The 16,022-nt window shown below is 57.3% G+C and carries 15 protein-coding genes; 10 read left to right on the top strand and 5 right to left on the bottom strand.

What is annotated here, in order from left to right:
• Positions 1-180: 180 nt before the first annotated feature.
• Entirely contained in the window at positions 181-852 is a 672-nt protein-coding gene (locus AVI_RS17965) for a FadR/GntR family transcriptional regulator (RefSeq protein WP_012653555.1), read from the bottom strand.
• 166 nt (positions 853-1,018) lie between these two features.
• Between AVI_RS17965 and AVI_RS17960 the strand changes: the two genes are divergently transcribed.
• The 7 genes from AVI_RS17960 to AVI_RS17930 all read left to right on the top strand — a co-directional run bounded on the left by AVI_RS17960 (position 1,019) and on the right by AVI_RS17930 (position 9,163).
• The gene (locus AVI_RS17960; RefSeq protein ID WP_012653554.1) at positions 1,019-2,593 is read left to right on the top strand and encodes a sugar ABC transporter ATP-binding protein; all 1,575 of its coding nucleotides are present in this window, start codon (positions 1,019-1,021) and stop codon (positions 2,591-2,593) included.
• Positions 2,586-3,635: an ABC transporter permease gene (locus AVI_RS17955; RefSeq protein ID WP_012653553.1), complete on the top strand. Its 1,050-nt coding sequence runs from the start codon at positions 2,586-2,588 to the stop codon at positions 3,633-3,635. The genes AVI_RS17960 and AVI_RS17955 overlap by 8 nt, the downstream gene beginning before the upstream one ends.
• A 98-nt stretch (positions 3,636-3,733) precedes the next feature.
• Entirely contained in the window at positions 3,734-4,675 is a 942-nt protein-coding gene (locus AVI_RS17950) for an ABC transporter substrate-binding protein (protein WP_012653552.1), read from the top strand.
• A 69-nt stretch (positions 4,676-4,744) separates the two neighbouring features.
• On the top strand, positions 4,745-5,749 hold the full coding sequence (locus AVI_RS17945; protein ID WP_012653551.1) for an aldo/keto reductase: 1,005 nt from the start codon (positions 4,745-4,747) through the stop codon (positions 5,747-5,749).
• A 2-nt stretch (positions 5,750-5,751) separates the two neighbouring features.
• On the top strand, positions 5,752-6,564 hold the full coding sequence (locus AVI_RS17940; RefSeq protein ID WP_012653550.1) for an amidohydrolase family protein: 813 nt from the start codon (positions 5,752-5,754) through the stop codon (positions 6,562-6,564).
• Positions 6,565-6,806: 242 nt separating this feature from the next.
• Entirely contained in the window at positions 6,807-8,096 is a 1,290-nt protein-coding gene (locus tag AVI_RS17935) for an L-fuconate dehydratase (RefSeq protein ID WP_012653549.1), read from the top strand.
• Positions 8,097-8,149: 53 nt separating this feature from the next.
• Positions 8,150-9,163, top strand: coding sequence for a zinc-binding alcohol dehydrogenase family protein (locus AVI_RS17930; protein WP_012653548.1), 1,014 nt, complete (start codon positions 8,150-8,152; stop codon positions 9,161-9,163).
• 66 nt (positions 9,164-9,229) lie between these two features.
• Here AVI_RS17930 and AVI_RS17925 read toward each other — a convergent pair whose 3' ends face one another.
• The 3 genes from AVI_RS17925 to AVI_RS17915 all read right to left on the bottom strand — a co-directional run bounded on the left by AVI_RS17925 (position 9,230) and on the right by AVI_RS17915 (position 11,993).
• Complete coding sequence (locus tag AVI_RS17925; RefSeq protein WP_012653547.1) at positions 9,230-9,838, bottom strand: J domain-containing protein; 609 nt, start codon at positions 9,836-9,838, stop codon at positions 9,230-9,232.
• 119 nt (positions 9,839-9,957) lie between these two features.
• Positions 9,958-11,328, bottom strand: a complete 1,371-nt coding sequence (locus tag AVI_RS17920) for a sensor histidine kinase (RefSeq protein WP_012653546.1) — start codon at positions 11,326-11,328, stop codon at positions 9,958-9,960.
• Entirely contained in the window at positions 11,325-11,993 is a 669-nt protein-coding gene (locus tag AVI_RS17915; protein ID WP_012653545.1) for a response regulator transcription factor, read from the bottom strand. The genes AVI_RS17920 and AVI_RS17915 overlap by 4 nt, the downstream gene beginning before the upstream one ends.
• 245 nt (positions 11,994-12,238) lie before the next feature.
• Between AVI_RS17915 and AVI_RS17905 the strand changes: the two genes are divergently transcribed.
• Positions 12,239-12,736, top strand: coding sequence for a hypothetical protein (locus tag AVI_RS17905; RefSeq protein WP_012653544.1), 498 nt, complete (start codon positions 12,239-12,241; stop codon positions 12,734-12,736).
• Between the two features lie 69 nt (positions 12,737-12,805).
• Positions 12,806-13,201, top strand: a complete 396-nt coding sequence (locus tag AVI_RS17900) for a hypothetical protein (RefSeq protein WP_012653543.1) — start codon at positions 12,806-12,808, stop codon at positions 13,199-13,201.
• 105 nt (positions 13,202-13,306) lie between these two features.
• On the opposite strand, the gene AVI_RS17895 is transcribed toward AVI_RS17900, so the two are convergent.
• Positions 13,307-14,251 carry an AraC family transcriptional regulator gene (locus AVI_RS17895; RefSeq protein WP_012653542.1) on the bottom strand — a complete coding sequence of 315 codons (945 nt, stop codon included), beginning with the start codon at positions 14,249-14,251 and terminating at the stop codon, positions 13,307-13,309.
• A 190-nt stretch (positions 14,252-14,441) separates the two neighbouring features.
• Here AVI_RS17895 and melA point away from each other — a divergent pair, with 190 nt between their 5' ends.
• Entirely contained in the window at positions 14,442-15,914 is a 1,473-nt protein-coding gene (gene melA, locus AVI_RS17890; protein WP_012653541.1) for an alpha-glucosidase/alpha-galactosidase, read from the top strand.
• Positions 15,915-16,022: the final 108 nt, after the last annotated feature.

Here is a 16,022-nt window from a genome sequence, read left to right as displayed (position 1 = left end):
CCGTTATGACGCTATACTGTCATCTAAAATGAAACGATGTCAACTAAATTGACTCTGCCGATGAAAACTGGTGAACTCAGGCAACGCTTGAGCAAAGCAAAATCGTCCAGATTCATGGTTATTTGTTTATTTTTCAATATCTTGAAGCAGAACATGCTGACCGAGAGATCATACAGCCAGTCAATTCTCCAACCATCGCCTTCGCGATGCCGTCAGATGGGCATACATTGCAGCCTGTGCTGCGAGCGGGTCGCGTGCTTCCAGCGCAGTCAGAATTGCCTCATGCTCGATCAGCGCCAGTGACCAGGTTTCGGGCGTCTCAAAGCGGCCGCGTATATGGTCCGAGATAGGACTATGGCGTTCGTCAAAGAGATTGGCGACGATCTCCGCCAGCACCGAATTGCCCGACTGTTCCGCGATGGTCAGATGAAACTGGCGGTCCTGATCAATCGGCTTGCGACCGCCGGCAATCTCCTGACGCATTGACTCGACAATCCCGACAAGCGCCGCAAAAACCGCATCGGTCATTGCGGCAGCGGCCTTGACGATAACAGCACTTTCAATGACGGCACGCGCCTGCATCAACTCTGTCGGACTCTCCCCCAGTGATCGCCCAGAGGCGGCGGACTTGCTGGCAGACAGGACATAAATGCCCGATCCCATGCGAATCTCGATTGTTCCGTCGATTTCCAGCGCAATCAACGCCTCGCGCAAGGACGGTCGTGAGACCCCCAGGGTTTGCGCCAGCTCACGTTCAGGTGGCAGCCGCGCCCCTGCCGGATAAGGGCCACTTTGGATCAGATGCCGAACCTGGTCGGCAATCTGTTGGTAAAGACGTTTGGGCAATGTCATTTTGGTCAGTCCAATTTAAAGAATTCCATCAATAAAACGATATTTATCCGAGATATTGCAGTGCATGCAAGCGAGAAAGAATAATTGGCTTGACCAATTATCGCAGCATGCCCTATGTCTGTCTACCGAAAGTCTGGGAGGCTTTCTCGAATTGGAGGACATCGCGATGGGAGGAGTGTCGCTTGCCGCTGGCGAGTGCAAACCCGCGCCGCTGCTTTTAAAACTGGAGGGCGTCACCAAGGAATTCCCTGGTGTGAAGGCCCTGCAGGACGTCAGCCTTGATGTCAGGGCCGGTGAAGTCCATGCGGTTTGCGGAGAGAATGGAGCCGGAAAATCCACGCTGATGAAGATCATCAGCGGCGTCTACCAGAGAGACGCTGGCAACATGATCTACAAGGGCGAGACGGTTCATTTCACCTCCACATTGCAGTCGGAAGCAGCCGGAATTGCCATCATCCATCAGGAACTCAACCTTGTTCCGCATCTCTCCGTTGCCGAAAACATCTATCTTGCCCGGGAACCACGGCTAAGTTTTATCGGTGGGGACTTCATGGTCAACAGGCGCAAGCTGCGCCAGGACGCCAAGCGATGCCTTGACCGTCTGGGGGTCGACATCAACCCCGACGCGCAGGTGCGCACGCTCTCCGTCGCGCAGCGGCAGATGGTCGAGATTGCCAAGGCCCTTTCGCTCAACGCCTCCGTTCTCATCATGGATGAACCGACCTCCTCGCTAACACAACAGGAAGCACAGCTTCTGTTTCGCGTCATCCGTGACCTGAAACGCGAGGGAACCGGTATCATCTATATCTCGCACCGGCTCGACGAAATGGCAGAGATCGTTGATCGCGTCACGGTGCTGCGCGATGGGCGCTACATCTCCACAGATGATTTCGATGCGATCACCGTGGACTATATCGTGGCCCGCATGGTGGGCCGCTCGCTGGAAGAGAAATTCCCGGCACCGACCCGTTCGCCAAGCAAGGACACCATCTTTTCCGTTTCGGGTCTTACCCGCCATGGCGTTTTCTCCGATATCGGCTTTGAACTGCGCCGCGGTGAAATTTTGGGCTTTGCGGGATTGATGGGTGCAGGCCGGACGGAAGTGGCCCGGGCGATCTTTGGAGCCGATCCGTTCGACAGTGGAACACTCCTGCTCGAAGGGCGGCCCCTTTCGATTTCCGACCCGCGTTCGGCCATTGACGCAGGGCTTGCCTATCTTTCCGAGGACCGCAAGGCGGGAGGCCTGGCCGTCAAGATGCCGGTCGATGCCAATCTGATGATGGCCAATATGGAGGCCGTCTCCAATCCGTTCGGCGTGATCGACAAGGAACTGCACCGCCAGTCGAGCCAGCACTATGTCAATCTGCTCAATATCAAAACGCCCAGCCTGAACCAACCCGTCCGCCTTCTGTCGGGCGGAAACCAGCAAAAGATCATTATTGGAAAATGGCTGTTCCGGCAGCCAAAGATCATGTTCTTTGATGAGCCGACGCGAGGCATTGATGTGGGTGCCAAGCTCGCTATCTACCGGCTGATGGATGAGCTTGCCGCCAAAGGCATCGGCATCATTCTGATCAGTTCCGAGCTTCCAGAAATCCTCGGACTATCGGACCGCGTTGCAGTTTTCCACGAAGGCCGCATCACCGCAACACTGACGACGCGCGAGACGTCGCAAGAAGAGATCATGCTGTATGCCTCCGGCCGTGTCCGGGAGAGCGCGCGAGGAATGACCCATGGCTGAGATCATCACCGACAAGCCACCGCAGGCGGACCAGAAAAAGGGCCACAAAAGGGGACTGAGCGACCGGCAAAAAGATATCATCCAGAAATTTGCAGCGCTTGGCTGCCTGGTCGTTCTGGCCGCCGTGTTTGCTCTTACATCCAATGCCTTCCTGAGCGTCAACAACGGCATGACGATTGCGCTACAGGTCACGTCGATTGCCTTTCTCGGCATCGGGGCAACCTATGTCATCATCACCGGGGGCATTGACCTCTCGGTCGGCTCCGTGCTGGCCCTTGCCGGGGTGGTCGCCGCCCTTGCCGTCAAGGAACTCGGCGCGCCGGTGTGGATCGGCATGGTGCTCGGCGTTCTCACCGGCACGGCCTGCGGCGTCATCAATGGCCTGGTCATTACCAGGCTGAAGCTGCCGCCGTTCATTGCGACCCTTGGCATGATGCTGATTGCACGGGGCGTCGCACTACAAATCACCGGCGCACGCGCCGTCTCGGGCCTTGGCGAATCCTTCGGGGTTTTGGGCAATGGTTCGCTGCTGCGCTTCGAAAGCATTGACGATCAAGGATTTCCAGTGGTCAGCTTTCCGGGCATTCCCTATCCCGTGGTGCTGATGGTCGTCATTGCCGTGGCCGCTGCCTTCGTGCTGAACCGAACCGTGCTTGGCCGGCATATCTATGCCACCGGCTCGAATGCGGACGCCGCCCAGCTCTCAGGCGTCAATGTCGCCCGCGTCACCGCCTTCACCTATATCGTCTCCGGCACGCTGGCCGGTCTCACCGGCTGTATGCTGATGTCTCGTCTCGTCACCGCCCAGCCGAATGAGGGCGTGGCCTATGAGCTGGATGCAATCGCGTCTGCGGTGATTGGCGGAACCTCGCTGATCGGCGGTGTCGGCACGATTTCCGGAACCTTCATCGGTGCCTTTGTCATCGGCATCCTGCGCAATGGCCTGAACATGAACGGCGTCTCCGCCTTCACCCAGCAGATCATTATAGGCCTCGTCATTCTCGGCACCGTCTGGATCGATCAGATCCGCAATCGGAAATAATACCCGCCATCACGCGGGGATCAGAACGAATATGGGAAGGGAGGAGCCTTCCCCCGCATCGGTCCCCGGCAGGGCCCGTCACACTGAGGAGGAAAACTATGCGTAAACTAGCCCTGGCCCTTGCGGCTTCAGTCTTTACACTGTCGGGCGCGCTCACCGCTTCGGCGGGCGAAATCGCCGTGATCGTCAAGACAGTCAACTCCACCTTCTGGCAGAACGTCCAGAAGGGCGCGGATGCCGCGATTGGCAAGCAGAAGGCCCATACGATAACCTTCCAGGGTCCGGCTGCGGAATCCGCCATTGCCGATCAGGTCAATATGGTCGAGAACGCCGTGAACCGGAAGGTCGATGCCATCCTGCTTGCGCCATCCGACCCGGACGCACTGGTCCCGGCGGTGAAGAAGGCCTGGGAAGCCCGCATTCCCGTCGTCATCATTGACTCGATGCTCTCGAAGGATGCCGAGAAATATTACCAGGCCTTCCTGGCGACGGACAACAAGGCCGCCGGTGAACTGGCGGCCAAGGCGATGATCCAGAAAGTCGGGACCGAAGGCAAGATCGCCGTGATGTCCTATGTCGCAGGTGCCGGTTCCGAAATCGGCCGCGTTGGCGGCTTTACCGACTACATCAAGGCAAACTCGAAACTCCAGATCGTCGGCCCCTACTATTCGCAGTCGCAGATGGCGACCGCGCTGAACCAGACGACCGACGTTCTTGCCGCCAATGCCGACCTGAAGGGCATATTCGGCGCCAATGAGCCGACCGCCATCGGCATGGGCCGGGCGATCAAGCAGGCTGGCAAGGCTGGCAAGCTCGTCGCCATCGGCTTTGACGGCAACCAGGACCTTCAGGAATTCGTCAAGGATGGCACACTGGAAGCCACCGTCGTCCAGGGTTCCTATCAGATGGGTGAAAAGGGCGTGGATACGCTTTTGAAGCTTCTGTCGAAGGAAAAGGTCGAAAAGTTCATCGACACCGGCGTCGTGGTCGTCACCAAGCAGAACATCGACAAGCCGGAAGCCAAGAACGTGCTTTATTGATGTAATTGCGGCACGCGGGTTCATCTCGCGTGCCGTTTCCCCGGATTTTTTCAGTGTATAGGCAGGACAATGCAGGTCAACGACAGGCGCAAGCTGCGCAATCGCGATGTTTCCTTCACGGTGATGGGTCTGGGCTGTGCGCAGATGGGCAATCTCTATCGCTGGACAAGTTACCAGGAAGCGCTCGGGGCCTTCGATGCCGCCTGGGATGCAGGCATTCGTTACTTCGATACCGCTCCCTTCTATGGCTACACCCGCTCCGAACGCCGTCTCGGGACGATGCTGACCGAGCATGAGCGCGCAAACTACGTGCTCTCCACCAAGGTGGGCCGCGTGATGGTCCCCGATGAGACCGTCGGACCAGAGGAAGACACCTATATTCAGCCCCTGCCGTTCCGTCCGGTCTACGACTACACCTATGACGCCATTCTGAAATCCTTTGAGGCAAGCCAGCAGCGCACGGGCGTGCTGAAGCCTGACATTCTCTATGTCCACGACATCGGCCAGATGACGCATGGTGCAAAACACGGGCATTATTGGGAACAGTTGACCAAGGGCGGCGGGTTCAAGGCGCTCGGCCAATTGCGCGACGCTGGCCTCGTCAAGGCCATCGGCCTCGGCGTCAATGAATGGCAGGCGGTCTGGGATGCGATGGATGCCTTCGATATCGATGTCGCCATGCTGGCCGGGCGCTACACGCTGCTGGAACAGGACAGCCTGACGCTGCTGGACCGGGCGGAAAAAGCCAATGTTGGGATCGTCGTGGCCGGGGTCTTCAATTCGGGCCTGCTGGCGGGAAACCGCAAGTTCAACTATGCCGAGGCACCCGCCGACATTCTTGCGCGCGTCGCAGAAATCGAAGCGGCATGTGCCGCTGAAGGCGTATCGCTACAGGCGGCGGCCTTGAATTTTCCGCTGCTGCATCCCGCCGTCGTCTCCGTGGTATCCGGCGTCCGCAACGCCGAGCAGATCCGCGCCAACGTGGCCTGGATGCAGGAAGACGTCCCCTCCTCCGTGTGGCGATCCCTGAAGGACAAGGGCATCATCGCCGATGGCGTCCCGATCGGAGTGTGACCATGATCATCGATGCCCATCAGCATTTCTGGCTCATGAAAAACCGGCAAGGCCAATGGCCCCCACCGGAACTTGCCACCATTCACCGGGATTTCGGGACCGTAGACTTAGAGCCGCAACTGTCAGCGACGGGCGTTGGGGGGACGGTTCTGGTTCAATCACTGCCGAGCATTGATGACACGCGATTCCTGCTGGATCTGGCGCAACACCATGATTTCATTCTTGGCGTGGTGGGCTGGGTTGACCTGAAGGCGGCGGACGCGGCCACCCTCATCACGGAACTGGCGACCTATCCGAAGCTGAAGGGCCTGCGCCCGATGGTGCAGGATATTGCCGAGGATGACTGGATCGACGATCCCGCACTCGACCCGGCCATCGGGGCGATGCTGGCGTCGGGTCTCACCTTCGACGCGCTGGTTCTGCCCCGCCACCTCGCACCATTGGAGAGGTTTGCGCGCCGGTATCCCGCTCTTCCTGTCGTCATCGATCACGGGGCAAAACCCGTCATCGCCCAAGGGCTCTATAGCGACTGGCGCACGGCCATGACGCGGCTTGCCGACCTGGAAAACATCTCATGCAAGCTATCCGGCCTGCTGACCGAAGCCGGTGCGCAGCAGCCCGAAGCCATTCGTCCCTATGCCGAGACGATCCTCGAACTCTTTGGGCCGGAGCGGGTGATGTGGGGCAGCGACTGGCCCGTGCTGAACCTCGTCAGCGATTATGACAGCTGGTTTGCCCAGGCCCGCGCCATCGTGCCGGAAGCCGCACATGATCGGGTGTTTTGTGAAAATGCCCGCCGCTTCTATGGCCTTTGAGGGACTAATAATACCAAGTCTCGAAGATGCTCACGCATCCTCGACTTGAAAAAGTTTCGAATATCTCAAATGCATCAAGGGCTTGAGATATTCTAAAGTGGTATACGAAGAGTCATTTTCAATGACTCTTCGTATAATGACCCGTTTTTAAGTGAGCAGAAGAAGGCACCCATGCTTGTTTCAATTTGCAGGTCCGGCGCAAAAGCGCATCACCGCTTTGCGGATCTGCCCGAGAGGCTGATATGACCCGCATTACCGATCTCAATGTTTTCGACCTGCGCTTTCCGACATCTGCAAGCCTCGACGGCTCCGATGCCATGAACCCGGACCCGGATTATTCAGCGGCATACGTGGTCCTCGAAACGGATGAGCCTGGCCTGGAAGGCCATGGCCTCACCTTTACCATTGGCCGCGGCAACGATATCTGCTGTATGGCGATCAAGGCCATGCGCCATCTGGTGGTGGGCGTGGATCTGGACGAAGTACGGGCTGCGCCTGGCAAGTTCTGGCGAAAGCTGACTGGCGATAGCCAGTTGCGCTGGATCGGACCCGACAAGGGCGCCATGCATCTGGCAACAGGCGCTGTCGTCAATGCCTTCTGGGATGCCATGGCAAAGCAGGCCGGTCTGCCGGTGTGGCAGTTCGTATCGACCATGTCACCGGAAGAGATCGCCGATATCGTCGATTATCGCTATCTCACCGATGCGCTGACCCGCGAGGAAGCTGTCGCGATTTTACGCAAGGCGGAGGACGGCAAGGCCGACCGCATCGCGCTTCTCGAAAGGCAAGGCTATCCCTGTTACACAACCTCGGCCGGATGGCTGGGATATGACGATGACAAGCTGCGCCGTCTGGCGCAGGACGCCATCGACCAGGGTTTCAATCATATCAAGATGAAGGTTGGGCGTGATCTTGAGGATGACATTCGTCGTCTGACGATTGCCCGCGAGGTGATCGGTCCGGATCGGTATCTGATGGTCGATGCCAATCAGGTCTGGGAAGTCGGCCAGGCCATCGACTGGATGAAAAAGCTCGCCTTTGCCAAACCTTTTTTCATCGAGGAGCCAACCAGCCCGGACGATGTGGCAGGTCACCGCAAGATCCGCGATGCCATTGCGCCGATCAAGGTCGCAACCGGCGAGATGTGCCAGAACCGCATCATGTTCAAGCAATTCATCACCGAAGGCGCGATTGACATCGTCCAGATCGATTCCTGCCGCATGGGTGGGCTCAACGAAGTTCTCGCCGTACTGCTGCTGGCGGCGAAATATGAAAAGCCTGTCTGGCCGCATGCGGGCGGTGTTGGGCTGTGTGAATATGTCCAGCATCTTTCGATGATCGATTATATCGCGGTCTCCGGCACCAGAGAGGGCCGCGTGATCGAATATGTAGACCATCTGCACGAACACTTCATCGATCCCTGCGTCATCCGCAACGCCGCCTATATGCCGCCATCCCGCCCCGGCTTCTCCATCGAGATGAAGCCTGAATCAATTGCTGCCTATACGTTCCCCACCTCAAAGGCAGTCTGACGCGTCAGTTTCCCAACACGCGACCCGTCATCCACTGAATAAAGGACATCCTGATGAAAGCGCTCATCTGCGAAGAACCCGGCCGCCTCTCCCTTATCGAGCGCGCGCCGCCACCGCGTGCAGAAAATGAGGTTCTCGTGCGGATCCGCCATGTCGGCATCTGCGGCACGGATTTTCACATCTATGCGGGCAAGCATCCCTTCCTTGAATATCCTCGCGTCATGGGACATGAATTGTCGGGAACGGTTGCGGAGGCGCCCGCAGGCAGTCATCTGAAGACCGGGGATGCCGTCTATATTGTCCCCTACCTGTCCTGCGGCGCCTGCCATGCCTGCCGCAAGGGTCTCTCGAATGCCTGCCAGAATATCCGGGTTCTTGGTGTTCACTGTGATGGCGGCATGGCCGAATATGTGAGCGTGCCGGAAGAAAACGTCGTACCGACCGGTGGCATTTCACTTGCTGATGCGGCGATGATTGAGTTTCTGGCCATCGGCGCTCATGGTGTGAAACGCGGTAACATCCAACAGCAGGATCGTGTTCTCGTCACCGGCGCCGGCCCGATTGGCATGTCGGCCATCATCTTTGCCAAGGCGAGAGGCGCGCATGTGACTGTTATGGATACCCGCGAGGATCGCCTGGCCTTTGCCGTGGATCGCCTCATGGCGGATCAATCGCTGTTTGCCGATACTTCCGCCGAGGCCGAAGTTGAGAGGATGACGGGTGGCGATGGTTTCGATGTGGTGATCGATGCCACCGGTAATGCCATTCCGATGCAGCGCGGTTTCAATTTCCTCGCCCATGGCGCACGCTATGTCCTGCTCTCCGTCGTTCGCCAGGACATAACCTTCTCTGATCCGGAATTCCACAAACGCGAGGCAACGCTGATTGCCAGCCGCAATGCCCAACCCGACGATTTTGCCGAAGTCGTCCGCCAGATTGAGGCTGGCAAGGTGCCGACGCGCGCTTTGAACACCCATACCGGCCACCTTGATGATAGCGTCAAGCTGTTCAAGGAATGGTCCCAGCCGCAAGCCGGTGTGATCAAGGCTATTCTGGAGATTGGGTAGGTTCAGTGGTGTGCAATTCGGGAGACAGACCGCACTTGAACCTGCCTGTTCTTTCGTGCCCTACACTCAACAAAATCCGTTGAGCTTGAGGATTTTATGGGCGTCGATCGAAGCCTGAAGCTTATCCTCGGAGTTTCGATCGCCGTTATTTGCATCCGGATGATGCATTTTGAGCTTCTGCTTATAGCGGCTTCTGATCTCTTCCGGCGTTGCATCCGGGGAAAGGCCAAGCGTCTCGAAAGCCTTCGCTTCCAGCACCTTGAGCTTACGGCGCTGAATATCCAATTTTTCCGCTTGGCGCTGTGCCGCGCTTTTACGTGCGTTTGTGGCCTTTGCAGAGCCGGAGCGGGCCGTGGAAGGCAGCGGAATTTCCGACGGCTTATTGACGCTGGTCCCCCACGTCTGCAGCTTGCCGCTCGCCGCATCCTTCTGATAGCGCGCCGTTACGGGGTCGGACAGATTGGGTGCGAAATTGTAACCTTTGGTGTAGGTTTTCACATGATCGGCACAGAACAGCAGATAGAGACCCTCGGCAATTTGCCCGACAGGAGCGCGATGCGTTCCACCCTTTTCGCAGCCATCCCATTGGCATTTCGGACCTGTCGATCCACGGTCTGGAGCAGGCTTTTTACGTGTCGACCGGAGGCCAACAAAAATCTTTGAATCAGAGGTCATGCTGCCTTATATGGCTTTACGGCTGCGGTCGGCAAGGAATTTGGACAAGGGTGCTTTACAGAAAATGCGTCAGCCGTCACGATTGGTTGACCAATCAAGATAAGCAGCACTTCATCAGGTTATTGGACGGAACCTTTGGCGGCGGGAAGTGCAAGCACCGCACGCAAGCCAGTCGGGGCAAGCCGCTCTAGTTCAAACGATCCCCCATAGAGACCAGCCATTTCCGTTACAATCGTCAGACCAAAACCATCGCCAGGAACCCGTTCGTCTTCCCGAACACCGGGCAGTAGAACTGTATGGAGACGCTCCAACGGGATGCCGGGACCATCGTCTTCAACGCTGATCCTCACCATAGGTCCATCCCGCTCAGCAAGAACTGAAACATGCTCCGATGCCCACTTGAAGGCGTTGTCGATCAGGTTGCCAAACATCTCCTCGACATCCTTGTCGTCGCAGGCGACACACAATCCATCCGCAACTTCGGTTTGAAAGATGATGCCACGATCCGCATGGATCAGGCTGATCGCGCCATAGACGTCGGCAATTGACTGAGCCACATTGGTGCGCGCAACTATGTTTGCCGATGCCATCACTCGACGGGCGGCACTGAGATGGTGCTTGATCCTGTTGTCTATTTTAGCGACGAGGTCGCGCAGCGAACCGTCCTGATCGTTGCCGCTATCAAGCGCCAGCAGCAGGCTGGCGACGGGTGTCTTCAATCCGTGCGCCAGATTGGCAAATTGAATGCGTGTTGCGGCCAGTCTCTCGTCATTGGCCTCAATCAGCGCATTGGTCTTTGATGCCAGTGGCGCGAGTTCGATGATGGGCATATCGGGAAGCCGAGACCTTTCTCCACGGTTGATGGCGTCGATGTCGGCTGCCATCGATGTGAGGGGACGAAGGCCAAAGCGGATCTGCCAGAGCGTGCCGATCATCAGCACAGCGCCCAACAGCAGCATGCTGGGTGCCAGCCACAGCAAAGCGCGAATAGCAGGATCGGCGAGCGCTGCCTGAGGCGCGGACACTGTAATCGTCATGATGGCGCCACCGACATCACGGGTGCTCTGACGCAAATAGAGCTTTTTTCCATGGTCATGCCCCTCTCCGGGGGTCGGCGTGGCCGTGATCATCTGGAAGAAATCTTGGCTTAGTGGCGGAGTGTCTATGGTTCCACCCAACAGCGAACGTGAGGTGAGCTGCTGCCCCATGCTCTCGATCTGCCAATACCAGCCTGATCCGGGGCGATCAAACGGCGGCGCGTCCAGCGGTGTGGAAAGCGTGAGCCTACCGCCTTCATCCCGCACCACCGCACTGGCCAGGGCGCTGATCTGCGTGTCGAGGCGCTGATCGATCTGCTCGCGGATGACGGTTTTGAGCGCTAGCCACAGAACGACAGACGCCACCACGAGGGCCAGAGTGACGAAGACGCCGGAGAAAATCAGCAGTCGTCCGGCAATTGATTTGGGGCGGTTGAGCGTAGGAAACGTCATGATTGCACCGGCGCTGTCAGCATATAGCCCCGACCGCGGACGGTCTCGATAATTTCAGAACCAAGCTTTTTGCGCAGCCTTGCGATGATGACTTCGATGGAGTTGGAATCCACCTCAGCGTCTCCGTCGTAAACCCGCTCATTCAGCTCGCGCCGATCAACAACCATCTCCTTCCTGAGCATGAGGCATGACAGGACCCGCCATTCCAGCGCAGTCAGTTTGACTGGAAGTCCATTCAGCTCAAATGTGCCAAGCTGGGCGTCAAACATCAGTGCGCCACATTGAATGCGTGAAGAAGCATGGCCGGTTGCCCGGCGCACCAAGGCCCGCAGCCTCAGCACCAGCTCTTCAATTTTGAACGGCTTTGCAAGGAAGTCGTCGGCACCGGCCTTGAAGCTCGATACCTTGTCCGGCCAGCCGTCACGCGCCGTCAGGACAAGGACGGGGAGATTGCGTTCGCTTTCGCGCCACCCCTTTAGAACCGTGACGCCATCGATCTTCGGTAACCCGAGATCAAGCACGGCAATGTCGAACAACTCGGTCAGTCCGGCATGGAGCGCGTCCTCGCCATTGCGGGCGATGTCGACCACGAAGTTCTCCGACCTGAGCGCAGTGGCGATCCGGCCACTCAGGTCTTCATCGTCTTCGACGAGCAGTACGCGCATGAGAACTAACTTTCATTTGTAGGAGAAGAGCCAGACTTATCGAAAATGGCTGAACTGAATCTGAACCAGAAGGTTCAGCGGGGTAACGGCAGAGGAAGTGTAGATATCCCTGGAGTTTGTCAGGGGAAGTGGAAACCGGTTTTCCTGAAAAGACAAACGAACATGACAGACCCTAGACCATTTCCAACACAGCATGCAGCGGTTTTGCAGTCGGAAATGCTCTGGTCAATCACCAAGGAGAATGAATGATGACGGTCGAACATCCTAGCGACGAGCATCCGGAAAAGGCTGGCAGGCCTGCTCCTCCGCACGGGCGACGAAAACGATACTGGATGGCTCTTCCCGCAATCGCCGTGGCGCTCGCCATCGGCGCGGTTGGGGGTGCCGGTGCCATGAAGCTGGTGCGCCCCGCTCCCGAAATGGCTCCAATGTCTCCTGTTGCGATTTCAACGATGCCAACATCAAGTCTGGTCACCATCAAGGGAAAAGTCAGCGAGATTTACGGCAACAAGTTCATCCTGCAGGACGACAGCGGCAAGACTCTGGTCGAAACCGGACCGGCTGGAGACGGTGGAGGCCTTGTCAAGAAGGATGACGTCGTGACCATCCAGGGTCGGTTTGACGATGGCGTCGTGCATGCGAGCTACCTTGTCGATAGCAGCGGGAAGACAGCGGCTCTTGGTCCGCCAGGTCCGCCGCCGCATAGACCGTTCGGTGACTTCGCCAATAAACCTGCTCCTTGAGCAACCTGAACCAAAAGCAGGCTGCCACGTTAAGTGATGCGCTTTCCATCCCCACCAAAGGAAAAACCTATGAAACGATACATTCTTTCCGCCGTCGCCCTTGCTGCATTGGCCGGGACCGCATTTGCCCAGCAGCCGCCAGCACCGCCACAGCCACCAGCACCACCGGTTGCGGGCGCCATGGCTCCCGACGCCGATGCCGGAACCCCGCCACCACCGCCACCAGGCATGCCAGGCGGTCCGGAAGAGCGTGCAGGACCTCCTCCGCGTGGCCCAGAAGGCCCGATGGGTCCCCGTGGCCATCGCCCACCACCACCACCGGCGCCTTCCAAGGCGGCCCATTTCCGGGTTGAAGATGGCGACACCAGAATTGACATCAAATGCGCTGACGATGAGCCAATGAAGGCCTGCGCCGATATCCTGCTTCAGGTTATTGATCGGTTGAATGGACCTGCACATCCCTAAGCATTATAATCCTCGCTGTCGCACGGATGGTAACCGTGCGACAGCATCACCCAAAGCGGACAGCCACAAGCCCCGACGGCAATGGTGTAAAACGCCTGCACCTCATCACTCGTTCACGTCGGGCCTATGAAATCGAGCCGGTTTTGTCTCGGCCTCAACGCCCCCCTGCAATATGCTTGAGTACATTCCGGTCGTTCTGAACTCGGTCGGACTGGCTCCGAAATGCCGCCTGAAAACCTTGGAGAAATAGTTCGGCTCTTCGAAGCCGCACATCGTCGATATCTCCTTTACGGAGAGATGCGAGCCCTTTGTCAGCAGTTTGACTGCTCGTTTCAGCCGTTTATGCAGCACGAATTCCGCTGGCGGCATGCCTTCGCTCGCAGCAAAGACCCGTGAAAAATGGGCTCGGCTGAGACCAGACACTGCCGCCAGTTGCTCAACGGAGAGAGACTGATCCAGATTGGCCGAAATATGATCGATGACATGCTGCATTGTGCGATATTCCGCGCTCAAGGTCGGATGTGAGCCAAACACATCGTCATAAAGCGCCATGGCGGCCTCATAGGCGATTGCAGAGGCCCGTCCCGGCGTCTCCGCGCCCCCGGCAATGAGGCGTTGGCTGCAATCGGCAAGATGCTCGACGGTCTGCTGGTTCAGATTGAAAATAGGTCCCATGGCCGTGAGGATCGCATTATGGATTCGCAGCGCTTCCTCGCCATTCATCGAAATCCAGAAGAACTCCCAGCGTCCTCCGGGCTCCAGCCAATAACGGTGATTATGCGGCACCAGGACCAGCAATGTCTGGCCCGGCGTGACCCGATAGGTGCTGTTTTCATAGCGCAGGTTTCCAGCACCCGAGATCGTGTGCTGAAGAACGGTAAACGGTGTTTGCCCGCGCTTCCTGCCATCCCAGTCATAGGTGGCATCGCTGCGCACTTCATAGCCTGTGCTTGTCGGCATGGTATGCAGGCTATGGCGGCCCCGAGGCAGCGAAACGGTGCGCATGATCGGCCCAGCGTCAATCATCATCTTTAGCACAGAATTACCCATAAAAGCATAATACCTCTCTGGCGGTCTGAACGATTTTACAGATAATGCCGCTCAAGAGGAAAATATACATTGATCCTGGCAATATTCGTAGGGAATGCGACCGGCACTTGACGGACGCTTCATTCCGCCTGTGCGAATCATTTTTACCCTATCGAGACAAAACGGTCTAACACATGTGGAGGAGCATTGTATGAGCAGCTTCAAGATCGCCATCATCGGGGCTGGCAGCGTCGGCTTTACCAAGAAACTTTTCGCCGACCTTTTGAGTGTGCCGGAGTTTCACGATGTGGAATTTGCGCTCACCGATATCAGCCAGCACAATCTTGATATGATCAAGACAATTCTGGATCGAATTGTCGAGGCAAACAGGCTTCCTGCCAAGGTGACGGCATCTACGGATCGCCGCGACGCCATTTCGGGTGCGCGCTATATTATCAGCTGCGTGCGCGTCGGCGGTCTTGGGGCCTATGCCGATGATATCAGTATTCCGCTGAAATATGGTGTCGATCAATGCGTGGGCGATACGATTTGCGCAGGCGGCATTCTCTATGGCCAGCGCAATATTCCGGTCATTCTGGATTTCTGCAAGGATATCCGTGAACTGGCCGAGCCGGGCGCGAAATTTCTCAACTATGCCAACCCCATGGCGATGAATACCTGGGCGGCGATTGAATATGGCAAGGTCGATACGATTGGGCTTTGCCATGGCGTGCAGCACGGTGCAGAGCAGATTGCCGAGATTTTGGGTGCCGATCCGGTTGAGCTGGATTACATTTGCTCCGGCATTAATCACCAGACATGGTTTGTCGATGTGCGCGTCAAGGGCCGCAAGATTGGCAAGCAGGAGCTGATCGATGCCTTTGAGGCCCATCCGGTGTTCTCGCAGCAGGAGAAGCTGCGTATCGATGTTTTGAAACGCTTCGGGGTCTATTCAACCGAGAGCAACGGCCATCTGTCGGAATATCTGCCTTGGTACCGCAAGCGGCCTGAAGAGATTACCCGTTGGATTGATATGTCCGACTGGATTCACGGCGAAACCGGTGGTTATCTGCGCTATTCCACTGAGACCCGCAACTGGTTTGAAACCGAGTTTCCGCAGTTTCTGGAAAGTGCGGGCAAGCCGCATGATCCGGCCAAGCGCTCCAATGAACATGCCAGCCATATTCTGGAAGCACTGGAAACCGGACGGGTCTATCGCGGCCATTTCAATGTGAAAAACAATGGCATCATCACCAATCTGCCGTTGGATGCCATTATTGAATCGCCCGGATTTGTCGATCGGTTCGGTATCAACATGGTAGCGGGTATCACCCTGCCGGAAGCCTGTGCGGCCACCTGCATTTCCTCCATCAATGTCCAGCGGATGTCAGTGCATGCGGCTATTTCGGGGGATATCGATCTTCTGAAACTCGCAGTGCTGCATGATCCGCTGGTGGGGGCGATCTGCACGCCGGAAGAAGTCTGGCAGATGGTGGATGAGATGGTGGTGGCCCAGGCTGAATGGCTACCGCAATATGCCCATGCCATTCCTGAAGCCAAAGAACGGCTGAGCCGAGGTACCGTCAAGACCCGCGATTGGAAGGGCGTTGCCCGGCGCGATGTGCGTTCCATTGATGAATTGAGGGCCGAAAAGGAAGCGACAAAGCTGAAGGCCGCAAGCTGATCCAGACATAGACATGTCATCCGGTTTCTGAGGAGGGGCCGGATGACATGACCCGCGAGGGAGCGCCGCGCATTTTGCGGCACAGCTATAAGAAGTGAGGAGGGAACA

The sequence above is a fragment of the Allorhizobium ampelinum S4 genome, assembly GCF_000016285.1.
Taxonomy (GTDB): Bacteria; Pseudomonadota; Alphaproteobacteria; order Rhizobiales; family Rhizobiaceae; genus Allorhizobium; species Allorhizobium ampelinum.
The sequence above is the reverse complement of the archived record's forward strand: the minus strand, read 5'-3'. Positions and strand labels throughout refer to the sequence as shown.

Coding starts and splice junctions, on each gene's coding strand:
- melA (WP_012653541.1), top strand. CDS start 14,442: ATGAGCAGCTTCAAGATCGCCATCATCGGGGCTGGCAGCGTCGGCTTT.
- AVI_RS17965 (WP_012653555.1), bottom strand. CDS start 852: ATGACATTGCCCAAACGTCTTTACCAACAGATTGCCGACCAGGTTCGG.
- AVI_RS17920 (WP_012653546.1), bottom strand. CDS start 11,328: ATGACGTTTCCTACGCTCAACCGCCCCAAATCAATTGCCGGACGACTG.
- AVI_RS17925 (WP_012653547.1), bottom strand. CDS start 9,838: ATGACCTCTGATTCAAAGATTTTTGTTGGCCTCCGGTCGACACGTAAA.
- AVI_RS17940 (WP_012653550.1), top strand. CDS start 5,752: ATGATCATCGATGCCCATCAGCATTTCTGGCTCATGAAAAACCGGCAA.
- AVI_RS17915 (WP_012653545.1), bottom strand. CDS start 11,993: ATGCGCGTACTGCTCGTCGAAGACGATGAAGACCTGAGTGGCCGGATC.
- AVI_RS17955 (WP_012653553.1), top strand. CDS start 2,586: ATGGCTGAGATCATCACCGACAAGCCACCGCAGGCGGACCAGAAAAAG.
- AVI_RS17895 (WP_012653542.1), bottom strand. CDS start 14,251: ATGGGTAATTCTGTGCTAAAGATGATGATTGACGCTGGGCCGATCATG.
- AVI_RS17960 (WP_012653554.1), top strand. CDS start 1,019: ATGGGAGGAGTGTCGCTTGCCGCTGGCGAGTGCAAACCCGCGCCGCTG.
- AVI_RS17945 (WP_012653551.1), top strand. CDS start 4,745: ATGCAGGTCAACGACAGGCGCAAGCTGCGCAATCGCGATGTTTCCTTC.
- AVI_RS17900 (WP_012653543.1), top strand. CDS start 12,806: ATGAAACGATACATTCTTTCCGCCGTCGCCCTTGCTGCATTGGCCGGG.
- AVI_RS17930 (WP_012653548.1), top strand. CDS start 8,150: ATGAAAGCGCTCATCTGCGAAGAACCCGGCCGCCTCTCCCTTATCGAG.
- AVI_RS17905 (WP_012653544.1), top strand. CDS start 12,239: ATGATGACGGTCGAACATCCTAGCGACGAGCATCCGGAAAAGGCTGGC.
- AVI_RS17935 (WP_012653549.1), top strand. CDS start 6,807: ATGACCCGCATTACCGATCTCAATGTTTTCGACCTGCGCTTTCCGACA.
- AVI_RS17950 (WP_012653552.1), top strand. CDS start 3,734: ATGCGTAAACTAGCCCTGGCCCTTGCGGCTTCAGTCTTTACACTGTCG.